The sequence below is a fragment of the Rhodococcus sp. 4CII genome (genome assembly GCF_014256275.1).
Classification (GTDB): Bacteria; Actinomycetota; Actinomycetes; order Mycobacteriales; family Mycobacteriaceae; genus Rhodococcus_F; species Rhodococcus_F wratislaviensis_A.
In genome coordinates this window covers 7,731,890-7,747,472 of the sequence record NZ_JACCFE010000002.1, presented here as the reverse complement: position 1 = coordinate 7,747,472, position 15,583 = coordinate 7,731,890, and the positions used below count along the sequence as shown (strand labels likewise).

Annotated in this window: 11 protein-coding genes and 3 pseudogenes; 2 read left to right on the top strand and 12 right to left on the bottom strand. The window is 64.0% G+C overall.

Annotated elements, in window-relative coordinates; translation table 11 throughout:
• Positions 1-40: 40 nt before the first annotated feature.
• Positions 41-1,000 carry a tyrosine-type recombinase/integrase gene (locus tag H0B43_RS36290; RefSeq protein ID WP_252189618.1) on the bottom strand — a complete coding sequence of 320 codons (960 nt, stop codon included), beginning with the start codon at positions 998-1,000 and terminating at the stop codon, positions 41-43.
• Positions 997-1,782, bottom strand: a complete 786-nt coding sequence (locus tag H0B43_RS36285) for a reverse transcriptase domain-containing protein (protein WP_185729641.1) — start codon at positions 1,780-1,782, stop codon at positions 997-999. Before H0B43_RS36285 ends, H0B43_RS36290 begins: the two co-directional genes overlap by 4 nt.
• Before the next feature lie 639 nt (positions 1,783-2,421).
• Between H0B43_RS36285 and H0B43_RS36280 the strand changes: the two genes are divergently transcribed.
• On the top strand, positions 2,422-3,627 hold the full coding sequence (locus H0B43_RS36280; RefSeq protein ID WP_185723598.1) for an IS4 family transposase: 1,206 nt from the start codon (positions 2,422-2,424) through the stop codon (positions 3,625-3,627).
• A gap of 364 nt (positions 3,628-3,991) precedes the next feature.
• On the opposite strand, the pseudogene H0B43_RS36275 reads toward H0B43_RS36280, so the two are convergent.
• Positions 3,992-4,624 (bottom strand): annotated as a pseudogene (locus H0B43_RS36275) (acetyl-CoA C-acyltransferase); the annotation flags it as partial.
• 89 nt (positions 4,625-4,713) lie between these two features.
• Here H0B43_RS36275 and H0B43_RS36270 point away from each other — a divergent pair.
• Positions 4,714-6,402: an IS1634 family transposase gene (locus H0B43_RS36270; protein ID WP_185723599.1), complete on the top strand. Its 1,689-nt coding sequence runs from the start codon at positions 4,714-4,716 to the stop codon at positions 6,400-6,402.
• Positions 6,403-6,502: 100 nt separating this feature from the next.
• Here the strand turns inward: H0B43_RS36270 and H0B43_RS36265 are convergent.
• From H0B43_RS36265 to H0B43_RS36220, 9 genes and pseudogenes are all read right to left on the bottom strand, one after another.
• Positions 6,503-7,062, bottom strand: a pseudogene (locus H0B43_RS36265) (acetyl-CoA C-acyltransferase); the annotation flags it as partial.
• A gap of 55 nt (positions 7,063-7,117) precedes the next feature.
• Positions 7,118-8,507: pseudogene (locus tag H0B43_RS36260) on the bottom strand (MFS transporter).
• 210 nt (positions 8,508-8,717) lie between these two features.
• Positions 8,718-9,425 carry a TetR/AcrR family transcriptional regulator gene (locus tag H0B43_RS36250; RefSeq protein ID WP_185723602.1) on the bottom strand — a complete coding sequence of 236 codons (708 nt, stop codon included), beginning with the start codon at positions 9,423-9,425 and terminating at the stop codon, positions 8,718-8,720.
• A gap of 80 nt (positions 9,426-9,505) precedes the next feature.
• Positions 9,506-9,970 carry a MaoC/PaaZ C-terminal domain-containing protein gene (locus H0B43_RS36245; protein WP_185723603.1) on the bottom strand — a complete coding sequence of 155 codons (465 nt, stop codon included), beginning with the start codon at positions 9,968-9,970 and terminating at the stop codon, positions 9,506-9,508.
• A gap of 1 nt (position 9,971) precedes the next feature.
• Positions 9,972-11,210: a S9 family peptidase gene (locus H0B43_RS36240; protein ID WP_185723604.1), complete on the bottom strand. Its 1,239-nt coding sequence runs from the start codon at positions 11,208-11,210 to the stop codon at positions 9,972-9,974.
• The gene (locus tag H0B43_RS36235) at positions 11,207-11,476 is read right to left on the bottom strand and encodes a hypothetical protein (protein WP_185723605.1); all 270 of its coding nucleotides are present in this window, start codon (positions 11,474-11,476) and stop codon (positions 11,207-11,209) included. Before H0B43_RS36235 ends, H0B43_RS36240 begins: the two co-directional genes overlap by 4 nt.
• Complete coding sequence (locus H0B43_RS36230) at positions 11,473-12,084, bottom strand: VOC family protein (RefSeq protein ID WP_185723606.1); 612 nt, start codon at positions 12,082-12,084, stop codon at positions 11,473-11,475. The genes H0B43_RS36235 and H0B43_RS36230 overlap by 4 nt, the downstream gene beginning before the upstream one ends.
• Positions 12,085-12,129: 45 nt before the next feature.
• Positions 12,130-13,827, bottom strand: coding sequence for a (2,3-dihydroxybenzoyl)adenylate synthase (locus H0B43_RS36225; protein ID WP_185723607.1), 1,698 nt, complete (start codon positions 13,825-13,827; stop codon positions 12,130-12,132).
• Between the two features lie 2 nt (positions 13,828-13,829).
• A complete protein-coding gene (locus H0B43_RS36220) occupies positions 13,830-15,389 on the bottom strand; it encodes an FAD-dependent monooxygenase (RefSeq protein ID WP_185723608.1) in 1,560 nt (519 codons plus the stop codon).
• Positions 15,390-15,583 lie beyond the last annotated feature (194 nt).

Genomic DNA, 15,583 nt, shown 5'->3' with positions numbered 1-15,583 from the left:
CGGTTTCGGGGTCAAAGTCCGTCGAGGAATGCGAGTAGCGTCAGGTGCTCGGTATCGACCGGGACTTGTGTTGTGGGGCTGGACGCGTGCGAGGGCTTGCTCCTTGATGGTCATGTCGGCGTGTAAGGTAGGCCTGGGTGGATCCAGGGTCTTCGTGGCCGAGCCAGAGCGCGATCACCGAGGTGTCCACCCCTGCGTGCAGCAAAGCCATTGCCGCCGAGTGCCGCAGCGTATGCGGTGTGATGTTCTTGCCGGTGAGGGTTGGACAGTTCTTCACGGCTCGGGAGGCGTGTTTGGTGACCAGCTTCTGGACTGCGTCCGATGAGAGCCGCCCGCCGACTCGGGTCGCGAACAATGGGTCACCCGGCCCACCGCCGCACTCGGTGAGCCAAACCCGCAGTGTGGCAACGGTTTGTTTGGTCAGGGGTGTGGCTCGGTCCTTGCGGCCCTTGCCGTGGCAGCGGACGTGCGCCCCGGTTCCGAGTTCGACATCGCCGATTGTGAGGCCCGTCAGCTCACTCAGGCGGAGCCCGGTTTGGCAGGCGAGCAGCAGCAGCGCGTGGTCGCGGCGCCCGAGCCCGGTGTTGCGGTCAGGCGCGGCCAGCAGGGCGTCGATCTCGTCGGCGGTCAGGAAGCAGACCACGGGGCGATCGCAACGTTTGGGTGGGATGGCCAGCACCTTGCTGATTTGCTCGGCGTGCTCGGGTGCGTGCAACGCGGCGTATCGGAACAGGGAACGGATCGCGGCCAAGCGCGCGTTGCGGGTTGAGACCGTGTTGGTGCGCCCGGACTCGATATGGGTCAGAAAGGCCGTGACCAATTCCGCGTTCACCTCGGCGATATCGAGGCCGCTCGGGGGATGCCCCGTCTTCTCGTACGCGAACGTCAGCAGCAGGCGGCATGTGTCGCGGTAGGCGGCAATCGTGTTCGGGCCGGCCTGGCGCTGCCGGAGCAGTTTGTCGGTGAAGAATCCCTGCAGGATCGGGGCCAGCGGGCTCATACCGGCACCCCGAACGCATTCTCGAGCCGGGATGCCGCCAACGCCAGCAATTCCGGGACGGCGTGAAGATACCAGTTATTCCGACATAAGTCCGCGTAGCGTTCGAACTCAACGGTCGGGAACTCTCGTTCCAACCAGGAGTCGAACGCATAGTGCATGAACAGGTTCGCCAAAACTGGCGAGATTGCCGACCCCTGCGGGGTCCCGCGATCACGCTCGACGACCCTGCCCTCAGGCGTTCGGATCGGGGCAGCCAGCCACCGCCGCACATACAGCACAATCCAGCGCTGCTCGTGGGTGACGTTGGCTTCCACCGCCTTGACCATCAGGTCCCAGGCGACACTGTCGAAGAACTTACGGACATCAAGATCGATGACCCAGGACTTCGACCAGCACCTTTCCCGGCACCTGGCCACCGCATCCAGCGCGCCACGCCCCGGCCGATACCCGTAGGAGTCATCGTGAAAGATCGACTCCGTGCGGGGCTCGAGCGTCAACGCCGCCACCGTCTGCGCCACCCGATCACCGATAGTAGGCACACCTAAAATTCGCGTCCCACCAGCGGCTTTCGGTATTTCCACCGCCCGCACCGGAGGTGGGAAAAACGTCCCCGACGACATCCGATTCCAGATCTTGAAGAGATTGTTCTCCAAATCGGCCTCGAACTCCTCGATCGACACTCCATCCACCCCGGCAGCACCCTTGTTCGCCTTGACCTGCTTCCACGCTTTCCACACCAGACGCTTGGAGATATCGAACGGTTTCCCGCTCGGACCTGACATGTTCACTCGTCTCCTCCCGGGCCTCGCCCGGTTGCTCGAACAACCACATCCAGATGAGCCGGCCCCTTCGCTCCACCCCCATTACAGGGGTTTCACCGCTACTACGAGCCGGTCCGCCGGCGCGCGCCGCGACGGTACTCAGCACCTCCGGTTTCAGCCGTTCGGTGTGCTCCCTCTCGCCCACCACCCCACCGGGATGGCCGACAGTGTCGACACGCGCCTTCCCACGTTCCGCACAGCAGCCGCAGACCGGACTCACGCCACCTGCACGCCGGACACCGCCTGGCCAATAAACGGGCACCCGCCAGACTCATCCCGAGATTGCATTGAGACCCCGGTTTCGATGTCATTTCCTAAATCTCGACGCTTCAGCAGTGGTTCACTCGCGTTCGTCTTCCCGGTCCCCACCTGACGACTCTCTCGCCGCCTTTTCCTCGACGCTCACCACGACAGTCTTCAACTAACGCAGCTCGAGGTGGTTTGACGCCTTCCCCCGCAGGACGACGCCGAAGGGCCACAAACCTTCATCTCCTGTGCAGCAAGCACTTCCAAGCCAGCCGCCTCCTACATGACGACTCCTTTCCGCGCCGTGGCGCAACAATACCGTTCAGTTAGCGGTTGCATAGTTTATGATGAGGCGTGCCTCGGAGTGGATGGGTGAAGCCGGTCTCGGATCGGCGGTTGTCGGATGTGGTGTCGGTGGGGTTGTTGACCAGGGTGTTCCCCGCGTCCCTGGTTGATGAGGTGATCGCGGAATGCGGTCGGACCGAGCAGCGCAGTAGGTCGTTGACCGCTCGGGTGACGGCGTATTTCGCGATCGGGATGGCATTGAATTCGGAAGGCTCCTACGAGGAGGTCTTCGAGCAGCTCACCGACGGTTTGTCATGGTCGTCGGGATGGTCGCAGTCCTGGTCGCCGCCGACGAAATCGGCCATCTTCCAGGCCCGTTCACGGCTGGGGCACGAACCGGTGCGGGAGCTGTTCCGCCGTGTCGCACGACCGCTCGCCGACGCGGATACACCCGGATCCTGGCTCGCCGGGCGCCGGCTGGTGGCCCTCGACGGGACCTGCCTCGACCTGCCCGACACCCCGGTCAACGCCGAGCATTTCGGGCGGCCCGGATCGAGTCACGGCGAGAAGGCCGCGTTCCCGCAGGCACGATTGGTGGCCCTCGCCGAATGCGGCACCCACGCGGTCTTCGACGCCGCGATCGGGCCTTGCCGCACCTCCGAGCGGGAGCTCGCGCACGACCTGTTCGACACACTAGAACCGGAAATGCTGCTGCTCGCCGACCGCGGCCTGTACGGATTCGACATGTGGACCCGGGCCGCCGCCACCGGCGCCGACCTGCTGTGGAGAGTCACATCGGCCCTCTCACCCCGGCACCTCGAAACCCTCGACGACGGATCCTGGCTGGCGCACATCGTCCCCACCTCCGGGAAGAATCGGCGGCAGCGAACACCACTGACGGTGCGCGTGATCGACTACACCCTCGACGACGGGCGGGACAACCCCGAGCAGTACCGGCTGCTGACCACCATCCTCGACCCCGCCGACGCATCCGCGGAAGAACTCGCCCTCGCCTACGCCCAACGCTGGGAGATCGAGAACACCTTCGACGAACTCAAAACCCACCAACGCGGACCACGAGCAGTCCTACGGTCGAAATCCCCACCGCTGGTCCAGCAGGAAATCTGGGGGCACCTGTGCTGCCACTACGCCATCCGCACCCTGATGCGCGACGCCGCGACCGCCGGCAGTCACGACCGAAGACCGGATCTCCTTCGTCACCGCCTGCGGATCACCCGAAGATCCCTGTCCCACAGCTCTTTTTCCCCCTCATAACCACCACGCCGCCACCCGATTGTGGAATCAGGGCATCGTCAAACTCCTGCGCCGCATAAACCCAGCCCGCCGCCCCCGATCAAACCCCCGCGTCGTCAAACGCAAAATCCTCAAATGGGCAGCCAAACGCGCACACCACCAACACCATCCACAACCCACCCAACCGCCGAAATGCACCATCCTCGTTCACTAACTGAACGGTATTGCACTTAGAGCGTAATGGTTGTTAGCCGGCGAATGTCGCTGTCGTGACCACTGCACCGCCCGTGCGATCCCTGATACGACCGCGGGCCACCAGATGAGTCCACGTGCGCGTCACGACCCGCCAGCACTCGGGTATGAAGTTCGACACCATGACGAGTGCTCAGCTGAGGCGTTCTAGCACCATGGCCATACCCATGCCGCCGCCGACACATATGGTCTCGACACCGAACGACTTGTCGTGCGCCTTCAGGTTGTTCAGCAACGTCGTCGTAATCTGGGCACCCGTCATACCGAGCGGGTGGCCGCGGCGATGGCGCCACCGGAGACATTGAGCTTGTCGTGGTCGATACCGAGGTCCCCAGCCGAACCGAGAACCTGCACGGCGAACGCCTCGTTGATCTCGAACAGGTCGATGTCGGAGATCGACATGCCGCGATGGACAGCGCCTTGCGGGTGGCTTCGATCGGTCCCAGGCCGATGATCTCGGGCAAAGTTCCGGTGACGCCGGGAGACGGCCCGCGCCAACAGGGCGAGACCGAGTGCCTTGGCCTTGGTTTCGCTCATGATCACCAGTGCTGCAGCGCCGTCGTTGAGCGGGCACGCGTTGCCGGCGGTGACGGTTCCGTTGGGACGGAACACCGGCTCGAGCTGGCTGATCTTCTCGTACGTGGTGCCGGCGCGCGGACCGTCGTCGGTGGACACCACGGTGCCGTCGGGAAGCGTCACGAGTGATCTCGCGCTCGAAGAAGCCGGACTCGAGTGCTTCCTCGACGCGGTTCTGGCTGCGGACGCCCTAGCTTGAGTTTCCCCGCTATCTGCTCGGTCGGCGTGTCTTTTCCTGTGGTGCTTGCCTTTTAGTCCCGGGGAATATATTACCTAAATATGTCGTCGATCGTGGGGAAACGTCAGGGCGGCAAGACGTACTACTACCTGGTCGAATCCGCACGGGTGGACGGTAAGCCGCGGATCGTCTCGCAGCAGTATTTGGGGAGCGCGGACGAGGTGACGGCGAAGCTGGCGGGGGCCGAGTCGGGGCAGCCGGTCCGCAGTGCGCACAAGAGCTTCGGGGATGTGGCGGCGGTGTGGTCGATCCTCGAACGCCTCGGTGTCGCTGAGGTCATCGACGCGGTCGTGCCGCGTCGGTCGGATGCGGCGGTGTCGGTGGGCACCTACATGACGTTGGCCACCGTCAACCGGGTGGTGGCACCACGGTCGAAGGCCGCGTTCGCGCAGTGGTGGGCGGGCACCGCGGGGTCCCGGTGGGTCAAGGCTCCGGCCGCCGCGCTCGATCACCGCCGGTTCTGGAAGGCGATGGACCGACTCGGCGAGGACGAGCTCCGCCGGGTCGAGACCGAACTGGGTCGGCGGATGGTCACCGAGTTCGGGCTGGACCTGTCCGGGCTGGCATTGGACATGACGAACTTCGCCACCTTCATCGACTCGGCCAACGAGGCGGCGCCGATCGCGCAACGCGGCAAGGCGAAACAGAAACGGGTTGACCTGCGGCTGGTCGGGCTGGCGTTGGTGATCACCCGCGACGGCGGCATCCCGATCGTGGCGCACCCCTACCCCGGGGACCGACCCGACGTCACCCAGTTCCCCGACGTCCTCGACGCCCTGGTGGCGCGCTACCGGGACCTGACCAGCTCTATCGAGTCGCTGACCGTGGTCTACGACGCCGGCCAGAACTCCGCCGCCAACCACGCCCACGTCGAGGAGTCGGGGATCGGGTTCGTCGGCTCCCTGCCCCCGAGCGATCATCCCACCCTGCTGGCGATCGGCAGGTCCCGCTACACCAGCGTCGACGAGGACCGGTATCCCGGCCTGCGATGTGTCGACACCGAGGTCAGTGCGCTGGGGGTGACCCGCCGGGCGGTGTTGACACACTCGCCGAACCTGCACGCCAAACAGTCCCGTGGATTCGACCAGACCCTGGCCAAGACCCGCCGACAACTCGCCGAACTGCAGGCCACCCTCGCGGGCGGGCGCACCCGCCGCGACAAGGCAGCCGTGCAGGCCGAGATCGACCGGATCTGCCGACCCCGCTGGGTGCGTGAGGTGCTCACCACCACCCTGACCGGGGAGACTCCGGCGATGCTGCGCCTGTCCTGGCGAACCGACACCAAGGCCCGGAAGCGACTGGAACAGCGGATCTTCGGCAAACGGATCCTGTTCACCAACCGAGACCACTGGAGTACCGCGGAGGTGGTGGCCGCCTACCGGTCCCAGTCCGAGGTCGAGTCCGGCTTCCGGCAACTCAAGGACACCCACGTCGTCTCGTTCTCCCCGATGCATCACTGGACCGACTCGAAGATCCGCGTCCACGTCTTCTACTGCGTCCTGGCCCTGGCCGTCGCACACCTGATGCGCCGCCAGGCCGCACACGCCGGCCTGCACCTGTCCGTGCGCGCCCTGCTCGCCGAACTCGCCGACATCGAGGAAACCGTGCTGCTCTACCACCACGGCGGCAAGGGACGCCCCCGCGCCCGCCGCATGCTCACCGACATGACCGACACCCAGCACCGCCTCTACGATCTGTTCACCCTCGACCGCTACGCCCCCACCCGATGAGCGCAGCCAGTTAGGTAATACACCCACACCACCCCAAAATGCCCACTGGCCAGCGCAAATACCACACAACCCCGAGCTAGCGGGGAAACTCCGGCTAGTGGTCCTGCTCCTCGCGGCCGATGCCGGACAGAAGCGCCACGTTCTCGGCGGTCTGGCCCATCGCGATGTACACGTCGAGACGCTCGCCGATCTCACGAGGATCGGTCCACGTGTCGGCCCTCTTCCTGCGCCTTTTTGGTGCGGACCTTCGCGTCGGCGAAGAGCGGATTGTGGCTCTGCGGCAGCCAATCGGAGTTGCCGTGCACAAAGCTCGAAACGCTCTCGACTCCGGCGGAGATTAAGGCGTCACCCTCGCTCGCCTTGATCGCGTGCAGAGCCATGCGGGTTGTCTGCGGCGACGAGGAACAGTAACGGGCGATGGTGGTACAGGGAGACGAGTAGCCGAGGAGAACAGCGACGATGCGGGCGAGGTTGTCGCCCTGCATACCGTCGGGCTGACCGCAGCCGAGAGCTGATCGTCGATGTCGAGGGGTTCGACGATCTCGGGCACTTTCGCCAACGCCGCTGCCAGCATCTGCACGGTCAGGTCGTTCGGACGGATGTCCTCGAGCGACCCTTCATCGCGCGGCCGATCGGTGAGCGGGCGGTACTGACGATCACTGCTCTGGCATGTAGAGACTTTCGTTCGGTGCGTGGGTCAAATTCAGGTGTTGCGTTACGCGATTGAGTTCCGGGTGTCGACGTTGTGGGCGCCTACTGCCGGGCCACCGGCTGCGGGGCTCTGGTGCGTCTGGCGTGAGGAGACAGCGCGGGGAACGAGCGTCACGGCTGCGACACCGATGATGGCCGGGAGTGCGAAGGCGAGGAACTGCAGGTTCAGTGGTGCACCGGATGCAATGTACACGCCGTCGTAGAGTGGGCCGAGCACACCGCCGACCCTGCCGACTGCCAGCGCAAGTCCCAAACCTGTTGCGCGGCAGTAAGTCGGATAGTAGCTACCGACGTAAGCGAGGAGTATCTGCGATCCTTGTGTTCCGAACCCGGCCAGGGCGACGAGCAGGTACACCACAATTGTCGGCGGTGCCAGGCTCAGTGTCACGAGCGAGAGCGCCGCGGACCCCATCGCCACCATGCTCATGGACTTGAGCCCGAATCTGTCGGCGAGAATCGATGCGCCCAGTGAGCCGATCACGGCACCGGCGTTGAGGACGAGGACGAAGCTCAACGCAGAGGTCAACGGGTAGCCGGCGGTATGCAACAACTCCGGAAGCCAGGACGAGACACCGAAGAACACCATCAGAGAGCAGAAGGTGGCGGTCCAGAAAAGAATGGTTGCTCGCCATGTGGACCGGCCGAACAGGGCGACCGCTTTGGATTCGGTTGCCTTGGCTCCGTCGCCGGGGGTCGATACCGGTTCGACGCGGAAACGCCGTTCGATTGTCGCCGCTTCGTCGTGGCGTCCTCTGGTGCGGAGGAACGCCGGCGATTCAGGGAGTTTCTTGATCAGGATGGGGACGACGACGAGCACGGGAGGGAATCCGGCGACGAACATTCCGCGGAATCCATAGCTCGGGACCAGCCAGGGGGAGCAATCCGCTGGCCATGCCGCCGAAACCGACGCCGACGAAGCTGATGGCCGCCGACCTGGCACGCCTGTTGGGCGGGGAGAACTCCAGCAGGATGGCCATTGCAGTGGGCATCAGGGCTCCGGCGCCGAGGCCGACTACGAACCGGCCGATGCCGAATATTTCGGGTGAGGTGGCGAACGCGCACAGGCCCATCGCCACGGAGAAGAGGACGACGCTGCAGATGATGGTTCGACGTCGGCCCCACCGGTCCCCCATCGAGGCTGCGAGCAGCGCTCCTGCTCCCATGCCGAACACGGCGGCAGAGCCGAGGAAGCCGACTGCGGTGGGGTCGAGTCCCCATGGTTCGTACGTCAATAGCGACGGGCACGATGGTGCCTTACATGACAAGGTCGTAGCCCTCCAGGCAGAGGACAGTGAAGGCCAATGCAAGTAGCAGTGGCGAGGTTCTGGGAACTTCGGCGGGGGTAACTGGGGTCTGATCCACGAGGGGTCCTTAGGTCGTAGCGCGTCGAACACGTGTGGCTGCGGCTGCTGCTGTTGAAACGATGGGGCACACACCGCGTGCGCCTGTAATTCGTTGACGCGGAGGGCCCAGATAGCTGAATTCGGTCAGCCGTGCAGAATGCTGTCTACCGATGGGTCGAGATTGTGTTTATGCGGCCGATAAGCTTATTGACTCGTTACCCTGTTACTGCGCGATCGCTCGTATTCGATAGGAACGTGGATTCAGTCGGACAGGGAGCGCCGCAATTGTGCGATATCGTTCTCGAGTCGGGCGACCAGATCCAAGGGTGTTTCAGGACCTGCCGCCGGGCCATCGGTACGGCGCAGCATGGATACCGCGCTGTCCGAAATTTGTTCGGCGATAGGTGAAATCGGATGGTTGTCCGCTGGCTCGAACCACCACGCGACCCAATTACACATGCCGAGGACCGACAGCGCTGCCACGCGTTCATCGACGGGTTTGAACTCTCCCTCGGCGATTCCTTGCGCGATGACCGATCGTACGATGGCCAGCGCTTCGCGCCTGCCGTGCAAGTATTCTTCTGTCAGTTCATCGGGCAGCGACGATGACGATCGGTCGAGTAGACGGAATTCGCGTGGTTTCTTTGCTCGGTCGGTAACGATTACTGTCACGACCCTCGACAGTTTATCTGTCGCGGTCGCGTCTTCATCCATTTCGATGAACCGCATTTGCTCGACCAAGTTCGTCGTCATATGTGCGACGAGCTTGGCGAGGATGTCTTCTTTGCTGGACATGTAGTAGTACAGCGATTGTCGGCTCATTCCGACCGAGTCGGCGATCTCTTGCGGCGTGGTTCCGGCGTAACCCTTCTCTGCGAACAAGGCCGAGGCGTGCGCGAGGATCTCGCTCTCCACCAGATCGCGCCGTGCAGAACGGCGCGATTGTCCGGTGTGTTCGTCAGCAGTCACATCGCCAATCCTATCGACCGGATTGGTACTGGAGTCGGCAGGTCTACCGTCGCGGTTCGCGCGTTCCGCGCGGCGGGTCGTCATGACGCCGTGTTCCTGACGTACATCTCGCACCGCAAACTGAATACCGTCTCCTCGCCCGCGGTGAGCTGCCCTGCGATGCAGACGAGGGATCGACCTGGCTTGTCGTGGCGAATGTCGACCACTGTCACCGAGCCGTGCAGTTCCATGCCGCCGCGGACTGGGCGGGGCAGTTCGATGTCGGAGATGCGCCGGCCAGCGATGACGGCCCACGAGGAGTAGATCGCGCTCGCGGCCAACCGCTGGAAGATGGCGAATGTGTGTACTCCGCTGGCGATGATTCCACCGAAGTACCCCTCGCGAGCTACCTCGGGATCGCAGTGGAAAGGTTGCGGATCCCAGTGGTTGGAGAAGTCGATGATGTCGGACTCCGTCACCGCAAACAACCCGAGATCGTATCTCTGGCCGATCTCGAGATCGTCCGCGGCGAGGGTGGCAGTACTTGCTGCGCTGTCGGATCGCATCTCAGAACTTATCTTTCAACCACGGCTCAATGACGCGCGCCGCGAGTTCATATCCGGTCGGATCGCCTTTGGTCAGAGGCTGACCGAAATGCTGACCGGGTACCGACTCGTACCGTTTGTCCTTCGCTGCCAGCGCATCGAACATGCGACTGACGTCCGATGGGAACGCCGCCTGGTCACCGCTGAAGTCGACATACAGGGTGGGCACGTGGACGCCTGCGGCGCAGCGGACGAAGTCGGCGTTGCTGCTGATGGCGGACCAGGTCGAGAGCCAGGCGTCGGGTGTGGTGAGCCTGCCGAAGCCGACCAGGCCGTAGTTGATCAGGTCAGGGCGGGCACCGAACAACGAACCGTAGGGCCGATCGTTGGGGTCCAACGAAAGGTCGATGCAGCGTGGGTCGGCGTTTGTGCGGTAGGTGGTGATGATGCGTGGGGCGAGCGATCGACGCCGGTCCTCGACCGCTCCTGTGACCGAGAACGAGGCCCGGTGGTCGAGGACTTCTTTGGCCATCTCTCGTGCGCGTGCGTCGATGCGCTCGACGCGGGTGTACTGCGCTTGCCGGTAGTGGTCGAGCCATTCGGCAGAGTAGGTCGACGACTGCGGCGGTGGTGCGAACCCGTTGGCGGGGTCGAACATGTCCAGCTCGGGGATCCGCGACATCGGATCGTCTTCGTCGGCGACCGACGGGTCGATGAGGCTGAGCAGAACCTTGCCTTGACCCGGGTGCGGCGCCATGAAGATCGCGCCGTCTGGCACCGGCATCTGCGCCCCGGATAGCGCCACCCGGCGGCCGGCTGGTGTGCTGTCTATCCGGAATTCCGGTTCGAGCGCTGCCTGTTCGATGTAGAAGGCGTACAGGGTGCCTCCACCCGAGTGGCCGAGTGTGACGATCTTGTCGAAACCGGCCTCGCGCAGGAACGTCATACCTGCAGCCACGTCGAGGATGGCCTGTTCGTGGACGAGATTGATATCGTTGTTGACCGACCGGCTGTCCTGCGTCCACACCGACACCCCAGCCCGCAGCAGCCACGCGACCATAGGGTGGTGGGTCAGTGACTGCCGCGGGTGCATCAGGGTGACCACTGCCGTGGAGCCGCTGATGCGGTGGAGCACGCCGTGCAGTTTGGCGCCGTCGAAGGCCCCCAGCTCATGCACGGTCGTCACAACGTCGCTGGGCATCTCGACGGTAGCGACATCCCGGCCGGCGCCGAGCCTGTCGACGGCGGTATCGGAACTCATGACGTACCGTCCGTCGCGGTCGCGGTCGGCTCGATAATCATTTCGGTCTTGTCCCAGGTGGTGATGCGGGCGCCGGACAGTGCGGCTACCGAGCTGAACCACACCGCGTTGCGGCAACCGGTGGCGTTTCGATCGATGATGATTTTGTCTTCGGCGCTGACCAGCAGGTACGGTCCGCGCCGAGTGATGGTCACATCGGGATTCTTGGCGGCGACTTCGGCGAGCGGGGTGAAGTCCTCTACGTCGAGGACGAACAGTGTGGTCATGCGAACGTCACCTCGGGAGCATCGTCCGCAAACTGCTCGGCAATGAGAACCGCCTTGCGCGCGTAGAACTTCTGCAGTGACGGTGAGTCCTCCTGGGAGACCTGCAGAAGCGCTTCGGCACTGATGCGAGCGTCGACATCGTCTTCGGGGGTGAGGGCGCGCAGGGGCCTGGTGATCTCGATCAAGTAGCCGTTGGGGTCAGTGACGTAGATCGATTCGACCGTCTCGTGCCGGACCTGCAGCTCGCACTTGTAGTCGCTCGCGTCGAGCCTGCTGCGGTACTCCCGGAGGTGGTCCTCGGTATCAACGTGGATGGCTAGATGCCGGGCGCGAGCCAGCAGATCAGCCTTCGCTGCGTCGACGGGCTCGACCGCTTCGGGCTTTTCGAGCCCGAAGTAGTAGAAGAACGCCAAGCGGTCTCCGCTGCCGATGTCGAAGAAGAAGTGCACGAAGTCCGGATGCGCGGACGGGCCCCAGCCCAGCGCACACGTGGCGTGCACGACCGGGAACCCGAGCACGTCCCTATAGAACGCGATCGTGGCTGCCGGATCGAACGTGGGAAATGCTGCGTGGTCGACGCCGCGGACGACGTGGTCTAGCTCAGTCATTGCAACCTCCTGCGCGGAATGACTCCACGATAGCTAATTCTGTCACTACTGTCTATTATTAGTCATAGTCGCAGATTCCTTGACGGGTTCCGGGGTCAAGTGCTGCGCGATCGCGCTCAGACGCTTCTTGTCGAGCTTGCCGACCTGGCTGGCGCGCGGCATTTCGTCGACCCACTCGATGCGTTCGGGCCACTTGTACTTCGCCACGCCGAGCGAGTCGAGGTATTCGCGAATGTCGTGAATGGTCGGCCGCTCACCCTTGGCCGAGTACACGAATGCGCAGGCCCGCTCCCCCAGTCGGTCGTCGGGCATAGCCACGAGCGCCGCCTCGTCGATAGACGGGTGCGAGACGAGCAGAAATTCGACTTCTTCGGCGTTGATCTTCTCGCCGCCGCGGTTGATGAGGTCCTTGATGCGGCCCTCGACGACCAAATTCGGTTCACCGTCGATAATTTGAACCGACGCCAGATCACCCGAGCGGTAGAAGCCGTCACTGGTGAAGGCGCGTTCGTTGTACTCGGGCGAGTCGAAGTATCCGCGGATCGTGTAAGGCCCGCGAGCGCACAGTTCCCCGACCTCACCCGCGGGAACCTCGTCCTCGTAGCCGGGCTGCAGAATGCGCACCTCGTCGTACGGGGAGATCGGCGAGCCGATGGACACCGACCGAACTGCCGCCGAGTCGTCGAGCTTGGTCACCGCGCACAGGCCTTCACCCATCCCGAAGAGCTGACCTGCCCAGATGTTCAGGTTCGTCAGCGCCGCAAAGTGCTCCGCAGGTACCTTCTTGCCGCTGAAGACCACGCGGCGCAGATGCTTGGCCGCCGTCAGTTCCGGATCGATGGCGACGGCGTAGGCGAAGGGGCCGAGCACGATGTCGGACACTTCATGCTTGGCCATCATCGGAATGACCGGAGGCAGGGCGGGAGGTCCGAGAATCGCTGCCGCGCCCACTGCGTGCGGCCCGTGGATTCCGCAGATGATTCCGGCGTTGTGCGAGACCGGCCCGATGTAGGCCACCCGGGCCTTTTCGTCCCAGCCGAGTCTTTCGGCGTAGGCGCGGGCGTTGTACCAGTACTCGGCGTGCAGGCGCGGAATCACCTTGGGCACTCCGGTGGTGCCGCCGGAGAGTTGCAGTACCGATACCGAATCGGGGTCGACCTCGGCTTGAATGGACGCCACCACTGCGCGGGCCTGATCGAGATCGACACCCTCGGCGAGCGAATCGATATCCTGCGCGGACGAACCCGCACCTTCGATCGCGAGGACGTGGCGAACGGATGGCAGTTCCTTCCGCATCTCGAGTGCGAAGGTCACGAGATCGAAGTTGGGGTTCTTTGCGTCGACCAGATGCAGCGCAGGCTGCGTCTGCCGGGCGATGGCGGAGATCTCGTGACGGCGGTGCAACGCGAGGGTGCAGATCGGGATCAATCCTGCCTTGAGCAGGCCGTACCAGGACACCACCGAGGACAGCGTGTTGTTGACCTGGAGGAGGACCGTTTCGCCGGGGCGCAGACCCACTCGGTTCAGGCCGGCGGCGAGAACGGTCGAGCGGTCGTCCAGCTCGGCGTAGGTCAACGACTCCTCCCCCACGATGAGGGCGACGCGCTCGGGGAATCGCTGGGCGGTGGCGGTGAACTCTTGCGAGAGCGTCGCAGTCCCCCACAGGCCGGCGCTTCGGTAACGCTCTTTGTCCGCTTCCGGAAACTGGACGACCTTCTCGTCGAGGAGTTTCAGCTCTGACATCTTCAAATCCTTCTCGTGTCGAAACAAATCAGGTCCGTACGGAACGAGGCAAGGCCGGCGGCCAGGTCGTCGGTGAGCGCCTGCGGCGCTGCGACACGAACGGGGATGCCCAGCTCGAGGCGGATCCGCTCGGCGATGTCGAGTCGCTCGAGCAGGGCGGGGCGGGTCGGCGGGCCGGTAAGGGTGATCAGGGGCGCCCCGTCGGCCGAGCGGGACTTCACGGTTTCAACCAGGGCATCTGCGGCCGCGCCCCAGGGATCTACGATGTCGACCTCGACGGTGCCGGCCTGCCAGTCGGAGTTGTCCATGTCGGTCAGCCTGGAGACGGTGCGCACCGTGCCGTGGGAGAACGGTTGTTCAATGACCCATTGGGCGATGGTCGTTCCGGCGTCAATTCCGTCGAAGTCGCGTTGGGCGTGTACCGACATCGCGTCGCGGAAGACGTCGGGTTCGCGTGACTGGAATGCCTCGAGGGAGGTGTTGCCGGCCCGGGTGAGGAACGAGAGCATCATCTGTGCTGGTGTGAAGTCCAGTCGGCGGGTGTAGGACTCCCACCAGAACTGGCTGCGTTCGGCGAGGTACTGCAGTCGCTCGACGGAGGGTCGGCGTTCTGTCTCGTACCGCACGAACGCATCTTCGACGCTCGCCTCTTCGGTGAGGGCCGTGGAGAGGGAGATCGCATCTTCCATGGCCAGCTTCGTGCCGGATCCAACCGAGTAGTGCGCGGTGTGCGCGGCGTCGCCGAGCAGCGCGATTCGCCCGTGGTGCCAGGTCTTGCACTTGACGTTGCGGAACTGCGTCCATCGGGTGTTATTGCCCAACAACGGATGCCCCTGCAACTGTTCCTCGAATGTCTTTTCGAGGTAGTCGATGGCCACCTGGTCGGACTCGCCACGTGCGATCGTTTCGGCGGTGGCGTCGAAGCCGGCGGCGCGCCACGTTGCGGGGTCGGTTTCGACGAGGAACGTGCTCCGGTCCTCGCGGTAAGGGTATGCGTGCGTGGTGAACAGTCCGTGCTCGGTCTCTGCGGGCGCGAACAAGGCGTCGGGGAGCGGGAAGTCGGTTCCGCACCACAGGTACATCTGGCGGCCGAGTTCGACGTTCGCACCGAATTCTTCGCTGCGTTCCGTTCGGGTACGGCTGCCGACTCCGTCGGCTGCGATGATCACCTCGGCGTCGAGGTCGTCGATCGACACACGTTCGCCGAATCGGAGATCGACTCCGGCTTCGTTCGCTCTGGTGTAGAGAATCTCAAGCAGATCCGCGCGGGCGATAGCAGTCTGGCTGTTGCCGCCGAAACGGACCGATCCGGTGGAGGCGAACAGATGGGCGCCGTGGCCCTGGTAGGACGAGTTGGCGATCATCTCGAATGTCTTCGGGTCACTGTGGCCGAGGCTTTGCTGCGTACTCGTGCTCAGCCCGACTCCGAAGCCGAAGGTCGCCTGCGCCGGCCACTCCTCGTAGAGAGTGACGGTCATCTCCGGGTTCTTCATTTGAAGTAGGAGCGCTACGTAGGCACCGCCGGGGCCTCCACCGAGGACGGCCACGGTCCGCGGGCTCATCGTCCCGATTCCGGGTTGTTGATGGACATGGCGTGAACCTCCGTGATTGTCATTAATGACAAAAGATTGTCATAATTGTCAGACTCCCGTCAAGCCTGGTCAGCACAGTTGCGTATCGAGTTGCGCACAGTGTGGCGGCCACCTGGGGGCGCGGCCGGAGGCACTCCTCCGACCGCGACCCATGGGTTCCGCGA